Source organism: Vibrio sp. J1-1 (genome assembly GCF_021728395.1).
GTDB lineage: Bacteria > Pseudomonadota > Gammaproteobacteria > Enterobacterales > Vibrionaceae > Vibrio.
Genome location: NZ_JAKKCM010000001.1, coordinates 12,420 through 33,940 on the forward strand (window position 1 = coordinate 12,420; position 21,521 = coordinate 33,940).

A 21,521-nucleotide genomic window follows, 5' to 3' on the forward strand; every position below is an offset into this window, starting at 1 on the left:
GATCTTCTCCTACACACCGACGGTTTCTGACTCTGGCGTCCATACGTCCACCTGGTCATCGTTAATCTCTATCAGCATGTCAGCCACAAGCTCAGCGATGTCTTTCACCTCTGGCCTTGGCTCAACAACACCTTCAAGCATCGCGGTACATTGCTGACAACCTACCGCCACGAGATCGGCACCTGTTTCACGGATGTCGTCCATACGCATATCCGCAATACGACGTTCGCCAGGGATATCAGTAATCGGGGCAGCACCGCCGCCACCACAACAACGGGAGCGGAAACCTGACCTTTCCATTTCAGCGATTTCAACACCCAGATGTTTTAGCACGGAACGAGGTGCTTCATATTCACCGTTATAACGACCTAAGTAACAAGGGTCATGGTAGGTAACTTTACCAACTGACAATGGTTTAAGACCGATCAGTCCCTTTTCAACTAACTGGTTGATAAAGGTGGTATGGTGCCAAACTTGGTAGTTAGGTTTTTCATTCTCAGGGTAGAAGTCCGGGTATTCGTTCTTCAAACAGTGGAATGCGTGAGGGTCCGTTGTCACGATGCAGTCAAAGTCGTACTTCATCAACGTTTGGATGTTACGTTTTGCTAAACGCTGATAAGTTACGTCGTCACCTAGTCGGCGAGCAACATCACCACAGTCCAGCTCTTCATCGCCCAAGATAGCAACATCAATCTTGGCTGCTTTGAGAATTTGTACCATCGACTTAAGAATGCGTTGGCTACGCATATCGAACGCACCATCAGACACCCAGAACAGAACATCAGCACGTTTCACTTCTGACATCAGTTTGAGATCTTGGTCGGCTGCCCAGTTAGAACGTTTGTTCGGGTTGTGACCATTCGGGTTATCAGTGAAGATGATGTTTTCCAGTACTTCTGCACCTTTGTTTGGTGTTTCGCCTTTTTCAAGCGTTAAGAAGCGGCGCATATCAACAATGGCATCCACGTGTTCAATCATCATCGGACATTCTTCAACACAAGCGCGGCAAGTCGTACATGACCAAAGTGTTTCTGCGTTTAGCACACCACCAACGATGGGTTTGTGCGGGTCGCCTTTAGCACATCCGGTTTCTTTACCTGGATACGGGCTACCAGCGTACTTTTCATCTGTACCACCAGCCAGTCCCACAACCATGTCTTGGATGAGCTTTTTCGGGTTTAGTGGCTGCCCTGCCGCAAATGCCGGACACACAGCCTCACAACGACCACACTGAACACACGCGTCAAATCCCAGTAATTGATTCCATTTAAAATCACTTGGGTTTTCAACGCCCAGCTTTTTAGCGTCAAGGTCTACTGGTTTTAAACCGGTTGAACGACCACCACCAAAACGCTCTGGACGACGGTGAAATGCTAAGTGCAGCGCACCAGCAAATGCGTGCTTCATTGGTCCACCCCAGCCCATACCGAGGAACATCTCACCGATACCCCATACGATAGCAGCAAGGAGAACAACCGCAGCAACCACGTTAAACACATCGCCAACCAATTGAGTCGCAGGCAGTGTCACAATGAAGAAACTCACCGAGAACATAATCAAGCTTTTCGGCAGCCTCATCCACGGGCCTTTAGACAGGCGTGATGGTGGGTTTAGTCGACGTTTCGCGACGAACAATGCGCCGCAAAACATTAAACCAAGTGAACCAAGCAGTACCCAAGATAAGATTTGCGGCTCTAGGTTAAACACGTGAACCGCGAAAATGAGTACAACTGACAGGACGAAACCACCTGCCGTTGCAACGTGGGTGTTAGACATCACTTTGTCGCGCGCTACCACGTGGTGCAAGTCTACGAGGTATCGACGCGGCATAGCCGCTAACCCAGAGAAGAAGGCAACACTTTCGGCTTGCCCTCTCCGCCACATCATAATGCGGCGGAGCATCCCTATAACAGCCAGGGCTCCGGCTGTTATAAGTAAGATAGGAAGTAGTGACTCTAGGAACATACGCCCCCCTTACAGATCTTTACATAGACGAAGTGCGTCGTAGAGAGCAGCGTGAGTATTGCGTTGTGAAACACAGTCACCCAAGCGCCACAGGATCATGCCGTCATTGTTTTGAGATAAGACTGGTTGCGCCTGAGATGCAAACAAGGTTTCAACGTCGATTTGACCTTTGTTAACAGACTCTGCTTTCAACTCGTAGTAAAGCGCTTCATTCGGGCGAATGCCGTTTTCTACCACTACCTGATCAACAACACGTTCTTCTTTCGCACCCGTGTATTCGTTCTCTAAGAGAGCGATCAGGTTGTCACCTTCACGGTACACTTTCAGCAGTGCCAGATCCGACGTCATGATGACTTCTTTCTCATACAGACTGCGGTAGTACGTTGGGAAAGTCGTACCACCGATACCAACACCCGGTTTGATATCATCAGTAACGAGTTCAACCTGTGAGCCTTTAGACGTCAGGTAATCTGCCGCCGACATGCCAGAGAATTCACAAATAGTGTCGTAAACCAGAACATTCTTACCTGGTTCAACTGTGCCGTTGAGGATATCCCAAGAAGACACAACCAAACCTTCTTCAGCGCCCCAGTCTGGGTTCTGCTCGATGAATGGCGTACCACCAGTTGCAAGGATACAAACGTCAGGTTTAAGCTCACGAATCATGTCCGCGTTGGCCGCTGTCTCTAGGATAACCTCGACACCAAGACGATCTAATTCCATTGCCAACCAACGTGTGATACCCGCCATCTGGTCACGTTGAGGGGCTTTCGCAGCAATGGTGATTTGTCCACCAAGCTCACTCGCTTTCTCAACCAACGTCACTTTGTGACCACGTTCAGCTGCAACGCGAGCCGCTTCCATACCACCAGGACCACCACCAATCACGACAACTTTACGAATTGGCCCCGTGGTTTTTTCGATAAGATGAGGCATGCCCATATGTTCACGGGATGTCGCCGCGTTTTGGATACACAATACATCCAGGCCCATGTACTGACGGTCAATACAGTAGTTCGCACCAACACATTGACGAATTTGGTCGGTTTGGCCGAGTTTGATTTTGGTGATCAGGTGTGGATCCGCAATGTGCGCACGCGTCATACCAACAAAATCCACATAACCCGCTTCCAGAATACGTTTAGCTTGGTTTGGATCTTTGATGTTTTGCGCGTGGATAACCGGTACCGAAACCACTTCTTTAATACCAGCCGCCAAGTGTAGGAATGGCTCTGGCGGGTAGCTCATGTTAGGAATAACGTTTGCCAGGGTGTTGTGCGTATCACAACCAGAACCAACAACGCCGAAGTAATCGACCATCTTAGTCGCATCGTAGTACGCCGCAATTTCTTTCATGTCGTCATGGTTCAAGCCATCAGGATGGAACTCATCACCAGTAATACGCATGCCAACAACGAAGTCAGGACCAACCGCTTCACGTACCGCTTTTAGTACTTCCATACCAAAGCGCATGCGGTTTTCAAAACTGCCACCCCACTGGTCCGTACGTTTGTTAACACGTGGAGACCAGAATTGGTCGATCATGTGCTGGTGAACCGCAGACAGTTCAACACCGTCTAAGCCACCTTCTTTCGCGCGAACGGCTGCTTTCGCGAAGTCGTCGATGATGCGCCAGATTTCTTCTTCTTCGATGGTCTTACATGTTGCGCGGTGCACTGGCTCACGTACACCAGACGGAGACATTAGGTTTGGCCAATGCTCACCATCCCAACGAGAACGACGTCCCATGTGAGTAATCTGGATCATGATCTTGCCACCATGCTTATGCACAGCATCAGCTAGATTTTGGAAATGAGGAATGATGCGGTCAGTTGAAAGGTTAACTGAGCTCCACCAGCTTTGCGGGCTATCAATTGAGACCACACTTGAACCGCCACAGATACACAGACCACAGCCACCTTTGGCTTTTTCTTCGTAGTATTTTACGTAGCGATCGGTCGTCATACCACCGTCGGTTGCATAAACTTCTGCGTGCGCAGTACTGACAACACGGTTACGAATGGTCGTTTTGTTAATTTTTAATGGTTGGAATAGAATATCGAACTGAGACATGATTTACCCCTGTACCAGCCTCGCTTGCGAACAAGCAAGGCGGTCTTCCTTGACTGACTTACAAATGGATTGATATTGGTGTTTAGCCGATTGGTGTTACTTCAAAGACGCCGTAATCACACCCTTCCTCAGCACCACTTTGTGTTTGTACTGCTTTGGTTTTCACTGACAAACCTAAGCTCTCAGCGATTTGGTCGATTGCGCCAGCGAACCAGCCTGTAAACATGTAATCAACTTTGCGGTTAACTTTTCCGTACTGGTATACGAAACATGAATTTTCTAAACGAACTCGCGCTTCACCTTTCGCAATATCAAGGTGCTCAGTGACAAAGAAACCCCAGCCGCGTTGAGATAAGCGTTTCATGTAATGTTCAAATACGGCATCGCCAGAAAGGCCGTGTTCTTCGGCTTCTTTCTCACACCAGTAGTAAGCGGACTTGTAGCCAGCTTTGTACAAAATATCTGCGTAACGCTCCGCACCGATCTCTTCTTCAATACCCATATGGTTATTTACAAAAAAGTGACGCGGTACATACAACATTGGTAAGGCATCCGTTGTCCATACCCCTGTTTCGTCATCGACCAAGATTGGCATTTCAGGTGCGTGTGTACTCATATCGTATTCTTCCTTTTATACAATTAACTAACTCGTTATATATTTATATTTTTATGGTGAAACGCTGTGGTTATTCACCCCACACTTCGCCTAGCACGCGAAGCCAGTTTTCGCCCATGATCTTGCGAACTTGAGTTTCAGAGAAACCGTAACGCAACAGTGCTTCTGTTAAATTAGGGAACTCACCTAATGTACGAATGCCTTCAGGGTTAATGATTTCGCCAAAGTTGGTTAGTCGGCGTGCATAACCTTTGTCATGCGTTAACCACTCGAAGAAAGGCTGACCGTGACCTTGTGTGAAATCAGTACCGATACCGATTTGGTCTTCACCAACCAGGTCAAAGATGTAAGCGATCGCTTCAACGTAGTCATCAATCGTTGAATGAATGCCGTTTTTAAGAAAAGGTGCGAACATCGTTACACCAACAAAGCCGCCATGGTCTGCGATAAATCTCAGTTCTTCATCTGACTTGTTGCGCGGGTGATCTTTTAAACCACTAGGTAGACAATGTGAGTAACAAACTGGTTTTTCAGAAGCCAGAATCACTTCTTTGGAAGTCTTAGCGCCCACGTGCGATAGGTCACACATGATGCCCACTTTATTCATTTCCGCGACAATCTCGTGGCCGAAACCAGACAAACCACCGTCACGCTCATAACAACCGGTACCAACCAGGTTCTGAGTGTTGTAACACATCTGAACAACGCCAACACCCAGGTCTTTAAAGACTTGCACATAGCCAAGCTGGTCTTCAAAAGCATGAGCATTTTGAAAGCCCATCATGACGCCGGTTTTACCCTGCTGCTTCGCTTTGCGGATGTCGTCAGTCGTGCGAACTTTAAGCACCAAATCATTGTTTTCTTCAAGAAGGTTATTCATCTCAACGATATTGTTTACCGTATTCTGAAAGCCTTCCCAAACTGAAACTGTACAGTTTGCAGCAGTGATGCCGCCTTTGCGCATATCTTCAAACAGTTCTCGGTCCCACTTCGCGATAACTAGGCCATCAATCACTATCGAATCATCATGCAAGTCCGTTGCGTTCATTTTTAAATCCTATTCTTCCCTTTCCTCGTTAGCCTCCAGAATAGGTATTACGGTCGATTAAAAGTGTTCTAAAAACGGCATTCCGAATCCCTTTTGCGTAACGCCACGCGACAAACTGCAAACCAAAAAAAACCGCCATCCTGCTGGATGGCGGTCTTTTTTAGAACAAACGACTTAGATGGAGATTGAGCCATATGTGGGTTCATGCTGCGCTTCAAACAACGCTTTCGATGAGCGCAACGGCTCATCAAATTGCATTAAATCCACTATGGTATTTGATTCTAAGGCCGGCGGAGCGACACTCACATTGGCTACAGCAGCTGAATGTGTCCCCAATCTTTCCGCTTTCGGGGAGATCCCAATATGAACGCGGTAACACTTACTAAAGTGTGGTGAAGAGACAAATCCACATGCTGTTGCGATCTCAATAATCGACATTGATGTTTGTCTTAATAGTTGTCTTGCACGGTTCAATCTTAGCTTGAGGTAGTATTTTGATGGTGAGCATTGCAAATATTTCTGGAACAGACGCTCTAACTGACGACGAGATAGCCCTACGTAAACCGCTAATTCATCCAGTTCGATTGTCTCTTCAATATTCGCTTCCATTAAAATAATAGCTTCAACTAGCTTAGGCTGAGCTGTACCAATCGTATGCTTCAGTGGAATACGCTGTGTATCACTTTCGCCACGAATATTGTCACAAATGAACATTTCAGAAATACTTGAGCCAAGCTCACGACCATAGTCTTTCTGAATCATAGTAATCATCATGTCTAATGGTACTGAGCCACCACTGCATGTCATTCGATCACGGTCAATAACAAACAAGTGATTGAGACAATTAACGCGAGGATGACGTTCCTGCAGCGTAGCAAGACATTCCCAGTGCACGCTGCACTGATAACCGTCCAGCAACCCCGCTTCCGCTAACACGTAAGCCCCCGTACATACACCACCAAGGCCAACATGTTTACGAGCTAAAGACTGTAACCACGTGACTTGTTTACGCGTGAAACTGCGTGTGATATTCACTCCACCCACAACAATCAGTGTATCTAGTTGTGGAGCATCAGCCATCGAGCAATCTGGCTGAATGGTAATACCGTCACTAGCTTCAACGTTATCACCATCTTCTGATATCACATACCAATCATACAGTTCTTTCCCTGTCAGTTGGTTTGCCATGCGCATCGGTTCCACCGCTGATGAAAACGCAAGCATAGTAAAATTATCTAACAACAAAAAACCAATACGGTTTACTTCCTTGTTCGATGAGCAATCGAACTGATTTATTGAGACTGACATAGCGCACTCCAATGTAAAGGAGATTTATTATTAACCGGTAGCACTAGCTATTTTTTGTTTTGGCTTAGCGCACCGAATCGAACACTTTTGTCTAAGCAACAATTATGCCTATATATCTAAATACAGCGCATATTTTTGCAACGTCAAGCTTAAAACTACAAGGGTCAATATATCTATTTGAATAGCTTGCTTATTTCTTTTGACAAGCCGGAAACAAATTTTGTCTCCGCAGCATCCTAAAGGTGCCTCTCACCAACCGACCGCAATCTCACGCACCAAAATGATGCAAAGTCAAACAAACAGTCAACATAACCGACCCAATAAAAACTTTACAATTTAGAGACTTAGAGCAATTATTCGGTTCCATTTAAAACAATGATATAGCTAGAAAAAAACCGTAAATGTATTGGCATAACAAGACGGTAAACTAATTGTTTTAAACGTTACACGCCCGTAACATTACAGTTAATAAAGCGGCAATTCAGTGAATCCGCACACATAAATAGCCTTCTTGACGAAAAAATTTATTGCACTCTGGGATAAATAACTATGCTGGATGGAAACAAATAATCCGACAACTGTGGTCAAAAGATGTTGGCTTCTTTTAGGGGGTATTTCACTTGTTGTCAGCTTTGATATTTTAAGAGTAAAAATTAAGTCATGTGACTGAGAGGCTGAGCTAGAAGCTTAATAACGTAAATCTCAATGTAAGATGAATAAAATAATCAATAATGGGCTTTATTATGTGCATCAAATTGAGCAAAATACGCGGTTTATGATCATGCGAACAATAGCTTAGAGTAATAGCGGCCCTCTTTGATGAAAAAATAGAGCATGACTTTGATGACAACGCGGCCTTAAACAACAATCTGCATGTGGAGAAACGATGTCCCAACCTGAAGCTCAAACTGCCGAGTTAACTTACTCAGAAACAGTCAGACTAAGTTTCAAACTACAAAAGCTGTTCAAGGTGACAATAGCTACAATTGCCATCATCTCTGCTGGTATCTACACCTATATGTTGCAGCCGCAGTTTGTATCACCTAATGTCAAAGCGGGCAGCTATCAAGGTAAATACGTTGATGGGAAGTTTTATAATATTGAGGATATTCCGGTATCCACATCGAGCGAAGGAGCATTGGTTGGATTCTACCGCTTCTTCACCGAGCCGGTTGTCGATGCCGTTCCGGCAACTAATTTGCCTTCAGTAAAGTCGGACCTACTGGGTCTGAATCCACGTGATAATGTTATGGTCTGGATGGGACATTCGAGCTATTTTATTCAACTAGATGGCATTAGATACTTAATTGATCCAGTCTTCAGTGAAAATGCTTCCCCGGTCCCGTATACCAATGTCGCTTTTCCTGGCAGTAATGTTTACACCGCGGATGACATTCCACAGATTGATTACCTGTTGATTTCTCACGACCACTGGGATCATCTCGATTACCCGACGATCAATGCGCTCAAAGCAAAAATCGATCATATTGTGGCCCCAATCGGTGTCGGTTCATATTTCACTCAGTGGGGGTTCGACCATGAGCATATCACTGAAGGCGACTGGTATGATTCGCTCACAACCGATACTGGTCGTATTCATATTCTTCCAGCTCAACACTTTTCGGGTCGATTGCTAAAACGTAATCGTACACTTTGGGCATCATTTGCCATCACATCGGGTAAGCATAAGATTTATCTTGGTGGTGACAGTGGCTATGGTGACCATTTTAAAGACATAGCCAATGAGTTTGGCGGCTTCGATCTCGCCATACTGGAAGCAGGACAATACAACAAAAACTGGTCACTTATCCATATGACGCCGGAAGAAGTCGCTCTGGCGGCCAACGATCTCAATGCAAAAGCTTTATTGCCCTCGCACAATAGTAAATTCAAACTATCCAAGCACGCTTGGTATGAACCCTTGGATCGGATTACTCAGGCAAGTCAGCAACAAGATTACCGCTTAATGACACCAATGATTGGGGAAATAGTCGGATTGGATGATAACAACCAGACGTTTTCTCGATGGTGGAAATAACGGTTAACGTGGTGAAGAATGAATTATCTTTGGTGGTTAATCTTTGCCTAAAAAAGAAGAAAATATCACCACACATTGGGCAATTTCCATTCTCATAGTGGAAAGGGTCGGCATCATGCTTAAAACCGCTTCTCTGGGATCCATCTATTTACGCCAGTCACCCAGGCTTGGTATAACAATAGAAAGAAAAATAATAGCGTTCATACGAGAAAGGAAGCACAGTGAAGATTTGTTTAGACAACGTAATTGCAAAAGGGAACACCTCCAACTTAACGATTGAGCACTGGAAAATAGAAAGCGGACATTCATGGGGTATTTTCAGTGCCGAAGGAGATATCGGCTCTCTGCTTGGGGACCTGCTTTGTGGGGAGCTTTTGCCAACCAATGGCGAGTTAGACCTTGGCGGATTAAAAGTTGCCCAAGTCTCTCTGTCTGAACAGCAACGACTGCTCGATTCTGAACTCAAAAAAGACGACACCGACTTTCTCGACCGAATTGACCAAGGCAGTACCGTCTATGCGTTGATATTTGAACGCTGCCAAGACGAAGAACTAACGCTTAAACTCATCGAAGAGCTTGATCTCTCGCATCTTCAGCAAAGTGGTTTCCGTGTGTTGTCTACTGGTGAAACCAGAAGAGTAATGTTGGCACGTGCTTTGGCCACACAGCCCGATTTAGTCTTGTTGGACAACCCTTTCACCGGACTGGATGTAAGTCATCGAGCAACATTGGCAGACTACTTACACACGTTATCTCAGTCGCTACAAATGCTGATCACCTTCTCTCGAGAATCCGATATGCCAGAGTGGATTGACCGCGTTGCTCTGTTTAATGCTGGCAAGCTAGACAGCACCATGGATAAACAAAGCTGGGATCAACACCCAATCATTGAGCAAATAAAATCTCAGTCAGAGAAGCAAAGCGAAGAAATGATGGCGCTCATACGCCAGCATCAACACGCTACCCATTTCGAAAACCCAATCTTCGAGCTGAAAAATGGTCACGTCGAATATACCGATAAAAAGATTTTCACAGACTTGAACTGGCGCATCGACAAAGGCCAACACTGGCAGGTAAAAGGGCCAAACGGATGTGGTAAAAGTACGTTGCTAGGCATGATCTTCGGCGATCACCCTCAATGTTACAGCAACGACATCCATATTTTCGGTAAAAAACGCGGCTCGGGTGAAACCATCTGGGAGATCAAACAACACATCGGCATGGTCTCCTCCGCATTGCACCTACAGTACCGTGTTAACTGCAGCGCATTAGAAGTAATTTTGTCGGGGTTCTATGACTCGATTGGTTTGTATCATCAACCGACACGCAAAGAGATGGAAGTCGCGAAAGAGTGGCTTGAAATCCTGCATATGAGCCAATACCAAAAAACGTCATTTCGACAATTAGAGTACGGGCAGCAACGCTTGTTACTGATTGCACGTGCGATTGTAAAACAACCAACCTTGCTGATTCTGGATGAGCCATATCAAGGATTGGACTTTTTAGGCCGACGTCTAGTCAAGAATACTCTAGAGCTCATCGCACGCGAGAACTTAAGTCAGTTGCTTTATGTCTCGCATTATCAAGAAGACCGTTTAGAAAGTATCAAAAACGACCTGGAGTTTGTTTTCGATAATGATGTGCAGTGCTATCGAACTCAAATTCATCAGTCGTAACAAGCACAAGCGTGACACTTAAATACAGTATCCGATTAAGTGATCGGTCGTCGTGCGAGACGACTTTATGGTAACGGCTTGGAATAGAGGTATCTCTCATGATATTGCACGCCCAATTTCTTCAGGAGCTCTGCTTGCTCAGGCGTTTCGACACCTTCCGCAATAAGCTTAACCTTCAACTGAGCTTGTAAGACCGCAAACAAATAACCTCGCATCTGGAGGTTATTTGAGCTTATTTACCATTTAATGCGCAACCGACTCCCTCTTGAGACAAAACCACGGGGTTTATCTCGGCCCAAGCTTTTCTCACTTAGTAAGAATTACCTATAAAAATTATTTTCATTTTCTCAGCAATTAAGAATTATAGTTGTCCTATATCATCCAACAAGTTACAACCTGTACATGACAACAAACAAAGCAAACGCTAATCAGGTAAACGAAAAGGCGCTGCAATTATTAATGAAAGTAGCGGTAAGCCAATTCCCAGTATCTGCGAAAACACTAAGTGAGCAATTAAACGTACCATTGAGCAGTCTTTACCGGCATTTGAAACTGCTAAAAGAATGGAACTTGATTGAAGAAAGCGTCCACGACAAGACATTTGTAGTAGGACCAGCTGCACTGCTATTGATGCACAGCTATGAAAGCTCACAACACGGTCTTGATATGGTTGAAACCATCTTGGCTCGCTTAGTTCAGCAGACCGGAGAAATGGCAGCCTATATGGTTCCTTCTGGTTATCGGGCATTGTGTGTCAGACAAAAAGAAAGTATGCAGGCGCTACGGTGCAGCTTCGTCCAGGGTCAAAGTCAACCCCTGCTTCGTGGCGCCTCATCCAAAGTGATGCTGGCTTATATGCCTAAGAGTCGTGGCGAGAAGATCTTACGCTACTTCAAACAGGACCATTGTCTTGATGAATGGGAACAAGAGTTTGCCACGATCAGAAAACACGGATACGCCGTCAGTACTTCTGAAATTGATCCTGGTGTCTCTGGTATCAGTGCACCTGTCATGAAAGGAAGTAAACTCGTTGGCGCAGTTTCGGTTATGGCTCCAGCTCACAGGGTCGAAAAGGACAAGCAACGTATCGTTTTACACGTGTTGCAGGCGGCAAGGGCACTACCACCAGAAAGGTAATTCATCATGTTGAGCTTTTTCAAACGTTATAAATTTCATCAACCAACACATCCACCAGTTCAGCACTACCCTTTTTCATTTATGACGGTTTGTGAGCGCGTTGCTCCTATGTCAAAAGGCGCGTTTGAATTAGCCGATCAAAGCTTAGAAAGCGCGAGCGAATGGCTCTATCAGCAACATGATCAAACTACAGCTGCGCATTGTGGTCATTTTACTCATGCTCAATTGGAGAACGGGGATTTTCAGGAAGCACTTAGCTTGGCACTTTCCCGTCATTCCATTCCAGTATTGGTAACCAATTGTACCGAAGCCATTTTGTCTATGCTGCCAGTGGTCACCGCTTGCCAAGACGACGTTGGTATATTGCATATAGGCCACAAAATGCATTTAAAGCCGACACTAGAGCCAAAGGTGGGATCTGCATTTCATTTTGCGCTTTCTCGCTACCCAAACGTTAGGCTGCTTTTTGCGGGTGTTAACCAACAAGATACCAAGCAAGAAACATGGGAATATGCTGAGGACCAAGGCTGTGGCTGGATAACCGATAGAGAGTTTACTTTTCGACACCGTAATCATGTCAAACAACAAGTTGGCAATTATCTCGACCGTTGCGACCAAGTGATTATTTCGGTTGATTTAGGTTCGCTTATCGCAAAAAACGACCTTGATGGTGAGATGTCTTTAGATATTCAGATGGTGCTGAGAACCATCAGGCTATGTTTGGTCTCGGGCAAAGTAAAAGCCATACAGTTGGTTGGTGATCGTGACCGTTTAGTCTATTCAAGACAAACCAAAACGATTATTGAGGAACTGTATCAAATAGCGCCACTTTTAGATCACGCGGCCTGATAGCAAGATAGAACCGATAAAATAAAAGCGCCCTCCAACTGAAGGGCGCTTTTGTTCAATTTATACCGTCACAATATTGGTTATTTCGCTCGACGTGCTTTCAAACGCTTCACCATAGCCAGACGGCGCTCTGCAGAACCTTGGTCTGTTGCAGATTGGTTAGGGTTATTACGACGTCCTTGACGGTTTTTAAATGCCGGTTTGGAGTTCAGCTTTTCGATGTACGACTCACGCTGTTTTGGCTCATAACCTGCAAGCTCAATACGGCGAATTCGTTGTTGAATCAAGGTTTCAACTTGTACAACGGTCAGCTCTTCATCTCGGTTTACGAAGGAAACCGCATGCCCTTGCTTACCAGCACGACCAGTACGGCCAATACGGTGAACGTAGTCTTCGGCAAGGAACGGCATATCGTAGTTCACGACATGTGGCAGATCAGCGATATCCAACCCACGAGCGGCAACATCGGTTGCTACCATCACACGCACTTTGCCTGATTTGAACTCTTCAAGCGCACGACGTCGAGCACTTTGCGCTCGGTCACCGTGACAAACTGCCGCTTTGATACCATCAAGCTTCAATTCTTTAACCACTTCATTTGCGGTTTCTTTGTAGTTCACAAACACCAACACTTGTTGCCAGTTTTTGCGACCAATCAGTTCAGAAAGCAGCTCGGTTTTACGCTCTTGATCAACGGGGTAAAGTACGTGAGCAACAGTTTGTGCTGTTGTATTGGCGCGCTCAACCTCGATGCGTTTTGGTTTACGCAGAATGTCTTTTGCCAATAGGTTTAGCTGGCTGGATGTCGTTGCAGAGAACATCATGATCTGCGGATCCGTGTCCACATCTAACATGATTTTACGCACCGCGTGAATAAAGCCCATATCCAGAATACGGTCAGCCTCATCAAAAACGAGGAACTCTAAGTTTGCAACGGAGACATTACCTTGCTCAATGTGCTCTTCCAGACGGCCCGGTGTTGCCACAAGAATATCGACACCGTTTTCGAGCGCTGAGACTTGTGAAGACATTTTACGGCCACCAAAAACTGCCACCACCGATAAGTCGGTATATTTGGTGTACGCTTTGATGTTGTCAGCAATCTGCTCTGCCAGTTCACGCGTTGGAGCAAGAATAAGCGCACGCGCGGTCTTACGTGAAGCACTGTGATCACTGTCTAGCAGTCGCTGAATCATAGGCAATGAAAACGCGGCCGTTTTACCAGTACCAGTCTGAGCTGTAGCGAAGATATCATGGCCTTTACGAGCCATTGGAATCGCCTTCTGTTGAATTGGCGTTAACTTTTCATAACCGCATTCTGCCAGCGCTTTTACGACTTCTGGTGCAAAACCTTGAGATGAAAATGACATTGAGCGTATTCCTTAAACAAACCACTAAAAATAGCGTTAAAAATTCAGCCGTGCACTATACCCGAATTTAAGTGATTTATCTCACTTTTATCTCTTTTTTCAGTTTTAAGTCTGTACCAACAGATTAAGCAGCAAACACTAACACCGCATTGCTTGACCGCTTAGGTAAGATACCCAGGTAACTGATTATTGCTCTATCCCAGACAGTTTAAGCAGAACACGTTCTAACTCATCCCAAGGAAGCAACTGAGAGTCGATCACTTCTAATCTCGATTCAAACCCTTCAAGGCTGATTTCATTAACCGTAACCACCGCATTCGCCACATTAAATGCGTAACAGCCTCGATCAGTATTCACCACGGCTTTTACGCGCTCTGCCGTTAAGGCCGATAGCATGGAGAAAAGCTGATCGAAATCGAACGTATGCTCTGCGCCAAATAACCAACCACAACTAAAATAGCCCTGCCCCTTATTCTCTTTACGAATGAAAGCTTCACCCGGTGGCAGTTGAAATTGTGGTTCTTGATGCGCGTGTTCATGATGATGAGACTCAATATGCGAAGAAGCACTGCCATGGACTCGTTCAATATCTAACACTTCGATGGGTAGGTCACCGTCGTGAATCAGCTTGCTAAACACTTTGGAGGGTGACTGATCGGTGATCCAGTCGTTAAACACATCGATGTCGTGGCTAGTACAAAGGTCGACTTTGCTGCCAATAACCACATCGGCACAGTCTAGCTGATCAACGAAGTTTTGATTCGATAGGTGCTTTTCACTGCTTAAATTACGAGGGTCGACCAATGCGATTGTCGCTTTAAGATCAACATACGGTAGATACTGCTCAGAAGTCAGTGTCGCAATCACTTGCTTTGGATGACCAAGTCCAGTCGGTTCGATAAGTAAACGGTCGGGCTTTTGACGCAACAAAGCGGTAATGCCCACCGACATAGGAACACCAGCCGTACAGCACATACAACCGCCAGGTACTTCTTTTATCAACGCACCTTGGTCTGTCATCAAAGCGCCATCAATACCAATCTCACCAAACTCATTGACTAAGACAGCCCAGTTTTCGTCTTCTGGTTTTTTCTTTAGAAGGTTTAAGATCGTCGTCGTTTTACCTGATCCCAAAAAACCAGTCAGTATGTTGGTAGGTACTCTTTTTGACATGCTTTTCTCCGACGTTAGTGCATTCATACTCTGTCAAAGTATACGGACAACGTGATGTGCTTCAATGATTTTGTCACTGTGGAACCACCACGACAGTAGAATCTCTCACGTTGATATTATTAAAGATAAATATCACATCGAGAAATCTGCAAGCGGGTTATATTAATAATCGGTTGTCAGCAACTCTTTCCGCCTGTGACAGCAACATCCGTACTGTGATTAACAACCACCTGCGCCATCAATGGACTCACCTTCTAACCTATTAATCGCTGATTCGCTGATTCGCTGATTCGCTGGCCCAAATACTAATTTGATTGCCCTATTCACTCTTAAACATTATATGAAGACCGTTGAAAATTTTTAACGAAAGTACCAGAAACTTGGTTTCTCGTCTTAACTTAGGTAGAGTACGCGCCACAAAATATCTGCTATTCGAAGAGATTGAATACCATGAACATTGATGATCAAGTGATCGAAACCATTGAAGAGCTAGAAACCTTTCTGCATTTAGTCGAAAGCGGTGCTCTGGGCCTAGAAGGCGTGGCAGGAATTGCACTTGCGACGACAAATAGCGATGGCCGCCCATTTGTCGCAGTTTTGGGAGATAACCACCAGCTACTTCTTGGTCGCTGGGTTTCAAAATACGTCTACGACAACGGCAAAGATATCGTTCGAAACGGTCCATCTCGTACACATTAATGTGAATGTGATTAACTATTAGCTTGCTTTTTATAAGCAAGCTTTTTTGTATTTAATCCGTACTATTCAACTAGTTCACAAGAACAACATCAAGATTTAGGCAACTGATCACACAATACGCATTAGATTTTGGGTATAAACGTACTAATCATAAAAATTAAGACGTGAATTAGGACGTGAACAATGAATAACTCTTTCGACTACACTATGCCCAACAATGAAGGATTCTTTGGCGAATATGGCGGCAGTTTTGTCCCACCAGAGCTTGAGCAAATCATGCGAGACATCAACGCTGCCTATGAAGAATGTAGTAAAGACCCTGAATTTAAAGCAGAATTGGCACGCCTATACAAACACTTTGTCGGTCGACCGAGCCCTATTTTCCACGCTGAAAACTTGTCCAAAAAGTACGGTGCCGATATTTATCTAAAACGCGAAGATCTCAACCACACTGGTGCCCATAAGATTAACCACTGTTTAGGGGAAGCAATTCTCGCTAAAAAAATGGGTAAGAAGAAACTGATCGCAGAGACTGGCGCTGGTCAACATGGCGTAGCATTAGCGACAGCAGCAGCACTTGTCGGATTAGAGTGCGATATTTATATGGGCGAGGTGGACATCGCTAAAGAACATCCAAACGTGGTTCGAATGAGAATCCTAGGTGCCAATGTGATTCCTGCAACGCACGGGCGTAAAACGCTGAAAGAAGCTGTAGACGCAGCATTTGAAGCCTATTTAAAAGATCCAGTGACCCAACTGTATGCCATTGGCTCGGTCGTAGGCCCTCACCCGTTCCCTAAAATGGTTCGTGACTTCCAATCTATTATTGGGAACGAGGCTCGAGTTCAGTTTAAAGAAATGACGGGTAAATTACCGAATAACCTCGTTGCATGTGTGGGTGGTGGTTCCAATGCAATGGGCTTGTTCAGTGCCTTTTTAGACGACGAACAGGTCGCGATTCACGGTGTTGAGCCTGCTGGTCGCTCTTTAGACAAAGTAGGTGAACACGCAGCAACCCTTAGTTTGGGCGAACCGGGCATCATGCATGGTTTTAAATCTTACATGCTAAAAGATGAACAAGGTGAACCTCAGGAAGTTTATTCTGTGGCAAGTGGACTAGACTACCCGTCTGTTGGTCCGCAGCACAGTTACCTAAAAGATATCGGTCGTGTGAATTACGGTTCGATCACTGACGACGAAGCAATAGACGCGTTCTTTGAACTGTCACGTGAGGAAGGCATTATTCCCGCGATTGAGTCGTCTCACGCGGTGGCTTACGCAATAAAACTTGCTAAACAAGGAGAAAAAGGTTCGATTCTTATCAACCTGTCTGGCCGCGGTGATAAAGACATTGATTTTGTAGTCGAAAACTACGGTGCGAAATATGGGATTGAATCGCTGATCTAAGCTTACTGTTTCTACTTGAAGCCACCGATAATAGGTGGCTTTGTTGTATCTAGCGTTAGTGAATATTCTATCTTTTTTACATTCACTTAAGTGGCTTCACTACAGAATGTAAGCTCTCGATTTTCAGCGCTAAGCACAACTTGAGTAAATCCCCCAACTCGCCGCTTGGTAATTAAGGTACGACAGAATCGCTCGGTGATCACAAACCGGAGATTATCCTCTGTAACTCATTTATGGACAAAACCAATTTAGCTGACGATCGCGTAAGTTGGCTTATATCATTACCAAAACTAATGCTTTTTACGTCTAACTAGTTTCTGAACGTCTCGAACATACTGATATAAATATATTGTCAGATCTTGTATAAGCGTAACCGCACCAATGCCTTATTGGAATTTTTTACACATTTTCTTTTGTGCCATACTTGCAAATTCTTTTTGGCTCAAACCTTGTGGTTCTCCTTGGTATTTATATATTTGACCAAATACAGCTTGAGACATTCCTGATACATATCCAACCATGAATCCTCGTTTAGTATTGCTCAGGAACTCACCTTTCGTATATGTTTCCAAAGAATCATACATATGATTCGTTAGTTTATTGTGTAATAGATTATCATTATTATATTTAGCAATTGCTGCACAAAGTGCATATGGTGTCATTTGCTCATAATATTCTTGAGTATCCATCTTAGATAAGGAAAATGAGTTGAATGAAAAAAACAATGATCCTAGTAGAATAATATATTTTTTGATGTTCATGTATAATATCCAAAAGCTTTAATAAATAATATTTTGTTATTTTAAACTCGATTATATTTTCCTTAGATAAGGAAAAACACATTGAAACCTTAAACGTTTGTTAGGAAAATCTCACTGAAAATTATCTTTTTGAGAAACAATCGTGCTAATAGCAGCAATCATCGTAACTATGCTACTAATAGATGCTTGAATTGCCTCACCAAATTCTTTATATGGATTAGTCCAAAGAATGAACGCACTAAAAGACAAAATTACACCAAGTATTGTCACCATTATAGTAGCCGTTATTACTTTTCCTTTTGGCGCTAAATATAAAGTAATGTATGAAAACAACCAGCCAAAAATCGCAGAAGAGAACACAGGCATTATGTATAAGAAATACCATCCATCTTCCCTAAAACCACCTTGCATCTTCATTCCAAACCATTGAATTAAAGCAAGAAGAAATGCCCCTAAAGTAGCTCCAATCACCGACGCAAAAGGCAAAATTGGCCAGAGCCACCACTTTGAAGAGCTATTGTTATCTAATTGTTCATGTACCATATGACTAATTCCTTTCATCCTAATGTAGTTCGTTAAGTGGTGAACAACGTCAATCTCCTAACTAAATCATGTAACCTAAACACTGAAGCCGATACGAACCGAAACCGCCAAGTATTGTAAATCCGCCTTGAACGCTTGTTAAATTACGATTCAATGTTACATGTCACTAAATTAGATTACCTAGGATTTTTATGTCCCACCTTTAGGGCCAGTTTCTTCATCTTTACCATGACAAGCTGGCTTTCACATAGTCATTAATTACGTCCCATATGACGCCATATTGCAACAGTACACATAAAAATAGTTCAAGTAGGTGAATTAAGTTATGTTTCTTGTACTCTTCCTACTCATAATGTGACCGACCCAAAAAAGCCTCCAACTGGTTGATGTTTCGTCGATGACGTATTTATGTCACATGTATTAGTAAAGTTGTGCCAAAGACAGACTAGTGTAATGGGATCTTAACCTGAGCGAAGAAGATTTTGGACAAAAGCTTCTTAGTTAAAATAACTTATCGGCATCAGTTCAGATAAGAAAAAGTATCTTGAAGCCTTAGTCGTTTGTTAAATGTTGTCTAATTTGAATTTTATGGTTTCAATTTGAGAATCTATTTTAATTCCAATTTGGGTATACCACGATTGAACATCATCAAAAACACTGGTATATATAAATTCATCATTTTTATTTTTAATTGTCACTAACTTCCCATTTGCATCTCGCTGTTCTAGTTTTACTCTAGTAACCGGAAAGCCAGCTAAATCAAGTTCGTGCCAATCTGAAGCTCTGTAAACAGCAGAACAGTTTTTTTCAAAAAAATATGGACCCGGTTCAGTAATTCCTTGAAGGTAAGACATTAGTTCATCACACCCTTTTGAGTGCGTGTAACTAAGCCTCCTCAAACGCAGACGTTCTTCAAAATCATTAACTATGAAGCTAGCATTATCAAAAGAATGCTCTAAATTTCCCCATAACTCTTCATACTTACTTATGTACTTATGAAGGTGATTAATTGAAACTTCTTTGTTCTGAATTTGAAGAAGCTCCCCAATTCTAATTAGATCTTCTCCAGAATACTTTTCTGCTTCATGGACAAAGTGTCGGTGCCAAGCATTGAGTGCCATTTTTAACTTTTTGGCTTCGGAAAGTTCCACATCCAATCGCATTTGTTTTTTCCATATTGATGCAGACTGTTCTGCAACTCTTGCACTCCGAGAGGCACTTAATGCAGCATAGGCTGTAGCAAGCGCTGCGACACCAGTAAACACAACGCCTAAAATAGCACTTACATCAAAAGGGATTTTTTCAATATATATAGCTGAAATACTGCCTAATAAAAAAACGATCGATGTAGTTAATATTGTTAGTATCTTTTTCAATGGCCAAAAACCTCGATTAAATATTTAAAAGTATCTTTTAACTAGACACATTCCATATAAGTTTATAGAAAGTACCGAATACAGTCTCTTATCATATAGTTTTATTTAATTAAAAATAAAACAAAACTTCAAAATAAAGACAGTGTCGGCATTACATCCTCCACAAAACTGACTTCATATCTAGTTATTAGAAAAAATAGGTCAAATAATGACAAAAGAAATGTGTTCTAAATCTTGAACTGACACTCTTTGGGGCAAATTCGTGTTTCATGCCCAGCCAGCACTGTTCTGGAAATGTTTAACTTGCCTCCTGATTCTGTAGTTGGTGTGACGGAAGCAAACGGCGCTTGCTGGTACGGTCTATCATAATAATGCCCATAGGGTCTGGCTAAGTTTCATCAAATACTCAGAAGGATAAAGTTTTCATGGTTAAAAAACTGAAAAGAAAAACCAAAGACCTGATTGAGTCTGAGTATATTTTGGGTGGTGTTTTCACTGCCTCTTTTCTTGAGTCCACGATTGTACCGATTCCATTGGAAGCATTGCTTATTCCACTGTTGCAGGAACGGCGCGATAAGCTCTGGCAGATTGCGTTAATGGCCACTGCAGGCTGTATCGTGGGCGCGCTATTCGGATATGCGCTTGGATACTACACTTTCGAACTACTACGAGATTATATAGTGGCAAACTGGGTAACAGAGCAACGCCTCGATACTGTCATACTAAAAATAAATACCGAAGGTTTCTGGTTTATCATGACCTTGGGAATAGCGCCCATCCCATTCCAAATTGCTATGTTGGCGGCAGGAGCAACTCATTTTTCGCTCCCTTTGTTTCTACTCGCGACGGGACTATCTCGTGCCATGAGGTACTTTGGTATTGCGTTGGTAGTATATGTTGCCGGTGATAAAGCAGAAGAATTGATAAAAAAATATAAACTTGCAACAGTAGGTCTAATAACGCTGGTATTGATAATAGTCTGGTACCTGAGTACAGGTGGTGGATAGTATACCTGTGATCATTGAAGGTGCTTGATATTCGATGCAATGATACCAATCTAAGAGTGTGAACAATTACCGAAGCAACTGATTTAACATCGTGACTCAGCGAAAAATCCGCTTATTTGGTTGCGTCACACGTATTAGTAAAGCTAAGTCATACGACAAAGCATCCTAGAACAGGCTCAATTAATGCTGGCACACCTTGGGGCAACTTAATGTTACCCCATTTATGTTCCGCTTGTTAGAAAAGGCTGTATCGGTACTTGTTAGTACTCCGTTTTCTCTGAGAGCGTCTTCCAGTTCAACATCAAGGTAACGAATAGTGTTATTGAGTTTTGAATGCCCCAGAACAATCTGTACCGTTCTAATGTTTTCGCTCTGGCATAAATAAAAGTAACTTTGGTAAATCACTCGCTCTTGACTTGCTATCAATGGCTAGGTTCAATAGTGCTAGCTGCAGCCGCGATCGCCGTTGGTCAGG

At 43.7% G+C, this 21,521-nt stretch carries 17 protein-coding genes and 3 pseudogenes; 7 read left to right on the forward strand and 13 right to left on the reverse strand.

Features of this window, described 5'->3' with window-relative positions; all coding sequences use genetic code 11:
* Window positions 1-9 precede the first annotated feature (9 nt).
* From L3V31_RS00060 to L3V31_RS00080, 5 genes are all read right to left on the reverse strand, one after another.
* Complete coding sequence (locus L3V31_RS00060; protein ID WP_237313578.1) at window positions 10-1,965, reverse strand: (Fe-S)-binding protein; 1,956 nt, start codon at window positions 1,963-1,965, stop codon at window positions 10-12.
* 9 nt (window positions 1,966-1,974) lie between these two features.
* Window positions 1,975-4,038: a dimethylglycine demethylation protein DgcA gene (gene dgcA, locus L3V31_RS00065; protein ID WP_237313580.1), complete on the reverse strand. Its 2,064-nt coding sequence runs from the start codon at window positions 4,036-4,038 to the stop codon at window positions 1,975-1,977.
* 82 nt (window positions 4,039-4,120) lie between these two features.
* Entirely contained in the window at window positions 4,121-4,654 is a 534-nt protein-coding gene (locus L3V31_RS00070) for a DUF5943 domain-containing protein (protein ID WP_065298350.1), read from the reverse strand.
* Between the two features lie 70 nt (window positions 4,655-4,724).
* A complete protein-coding gene (locus L3V31_RS00075; protein ID WP_237313582.1) occupies window positions 4,725-5,702 on the reverse strand; it encodes a dipeptidase in 978 nt (325 codons plus the stop codon).
* 174 nt (window positions 5,703-5,876) lie between these two features.
* A complete protein-coding gene (locus L3V31_RS00080; protein ID WP_237313584.1) occupies window positions 5,877-7,010 on the reverse strand; it encodes a GlxA family transcriptional regulator in 1,134 nt (377 codons plus the stop codon).
* An 886-nt stretch (window positions 7,011-7,896) separates the two neighbouring features.
* On the opposite strand from L3V31_RS00080, the gene L3V31_RS00085 reads away from it, so the two are divergent.
* Window positions 7,897-9,048 carry an MBL fold metallo-hydrolase gene (locus L3V31_RS00085; RefSeq protein ID WP_237313586.1) on the forward strand — a complete coding sequence of 384 codons (1,152 nt, stop codon included), beginning with the start codon at window positions 7,897-7,899 and terminating at the stop codon, window positions 9,046-9,048.
* Window positions 9,049-9,269: 221 nt separating this feature from the next.
* Window positions 9,270-10,724 carry a molybdate ABC transporter ATP-binding protein ModF gene (modF, locus tag L3V31_RS00090; RefSeq protein ID WP_237313588.1) on the forward strand — a complete coding sequence of 485 codons (1,455 nt, stop codon included), beginning with the start codon at window positions 9,270-9,272 and terminating at the stop codon, window positions 10,722-10,724.
* 65 nt (window positions 10,725-10,789) lie between these two features.
* On the opposite strand, the pseudogene L3V31_RS00095 reads toward modF, so the two are convergent.
* A pseudogene (locus tag L3V31_RS00095) lies at window positions 10,790-10,906 on the reverse strand (EAL domain-containing protein); the annotation flags it as partial.
* Window positions 10,907-11,126: 220 nt separating this feature from the next.
* On the opposite strand from L3V31_RS00095, the gene L3V31_RS00100 reads away from it, so the two are divergent.
* Together L3V31_RS00100 and L3V31_RS00105 are read left to right on the forward strand one after the other, a co-directional pair.
* Window positions 11,127-11,861, forward strand: coding sequence for an IclR family transcriptional regulator (locus L3V31_RS00100; RefSeq protein ID WP_237313590.1), 735 nt, complete (start codon window positions 11,127-11,129; stop codon window positions 11,859-11,861).
* 6 nt (window positions 11,862-11,867) lie between these two features.
* Entirely contained in the window at window positions 11,868-12,710 is an 843-nt protein-coding gene (locus tag L3V31_RS00105; RefSeq protein WP_237313592.1) for an arginase family protein, read from the forward strand.
* A gap of 80 nt (window positions 12,711-12,790) precedes the next feature.
* On the opposite strand, the gene L3V31_RS00110 is transcribed toward L3V31_RS00105, so the two are convergent.
* Both L3V31_RS00110 and L3V31_RS00115 read right to left on the reverse strand, forming a co-directional pair.
* Window positions 12,791-14,080 (reverse strand): DEAD/DEAH box helicase, encoded by a 1,290-nt coding sequence (locus tag L3V31_RS00110; RefSeq protein ID WP_237313593.1) that lies wholly within the window; start codon window positions 14,078-14,080, stop codon window positions 12,791-12,793.
* Between the two features lie 186 nt (window positions 14,081-14,266).
* Window positions 14,267-15,253, reverse strand: coding sequence for a GTP-binding protein (locus L3V31_RS00115; RefSeq protein WP_237313595.1), 987 nt, complete (start codon window positions 15,251-15,253; stop codon window positions 14,267-14,269).
* Window positions 15,254-15,703: 450 nt separating this feature from the next.
* On the opposite strand from L3V31_RS00115, the gene L3V31_RS00120 reads away from it, so the two are divergent.
* Complete coding sequence (locus tag L3V31_RS00120) at window positions 15,704-15,952, forward strand: hypothetical protein (RefSeq protein WP_237313597.1); 249 nt, start codon at window positions 15,704-15,706, stop codon at window positions 15,950-15,952.
* Between the two features lie 183 nt (window positions 15,953-16,135).
* Window positions 16,136-17,359, forward strand: a complete 1,224-nt coding sequence (gene trpB, locus L3V31_RS00125; RefSeq protein ID WP_237313599.1) for a tryptophan synthase subunit beta — start codon at window positions 16,136-16,138, stop codon at window positions 17,357-17,359.
* Between the two features lie 82 nt (window positions 17,360-17,441).
* On the opposite strand, the pseudogene L3V31_RS00130 reads toward trpB, so the two are convergent.
* The 4 genes and pseudogenes from L3V31_RS00130 to L3V31_RS00145 form a co-directional block, all read right to left on the reverse strand.
* Window positions 17,442-17,528, reverse strand: a pseudogene (locus L3V31_RS00130) (DUF3820 family protein); the annotation flags it as partial.
* Between the two features lie 217 nt (window positions 17,529-17,745).
* On the reverse strand, window positions 17,746-18,120 hold the full coding sequence (locus L3V31_RS00135; RefSeq protein WP_237313601.1) for a hypothetical protein: 375 nt from the start codon (window positions 18,118-18,120) through the stop codon (window positions 17,746-17,748).
* Window positions 18,121-18,231: 111 nt separating this feature from the next.
* Window positions 18,232-18,663, reverse strand: coding sequence for a hypothetical protein (locus L3V31_RS00140; protein ID WP_237313603.1), 432 nt, complete (start codon window positions 18,661-18,663; stop codon window positions 18,232-18,234).
* 563 nt (window positions 18,664-19,226) lie between these two features.
* The gene (locus L3V31_RS00145; RefSeq protein WP_237313605.1) at window positions 19,227-20,039 is read right to left on the reverse strand and encodes a hypothetical protein; all 813 of its coding nucleotides are present in this window, start codon (window positions 20,037-20,039) and stop codon (window positions 19,227-19,229) included.
* A gap of 425 nt (window positions 20,040-20,464) precedes the next feature.
* On the opposite strand from L3V31_RS00145, the gene L3V31_RS00150 reads away from it, so the two are divergent.
* Window positions 20,465-21,046, forward strand: coding sequence for a VTT domain-containing protein (locus tag L3V31_RS00150; protein WP_237313607.1), 582 nt, complete (start codon window positions 20,465-20,467; stop codon window positions 21,044-21,046).
* Window positions 21,047-21,322: 276 nt separating this feature from the next.
* On the opposite strand, the pseudogene L3V31_RS00155 reads toward L3V31_RS00150, so the two are convergent.
* Window positions 21,323-21,421, reverse strand: a pseudogene (locus L3V31_RS00155) (integrase); the annotation flags it as partial.
* Window positions 21,422-21,521 lie beyond the last annotated feature (100 nt).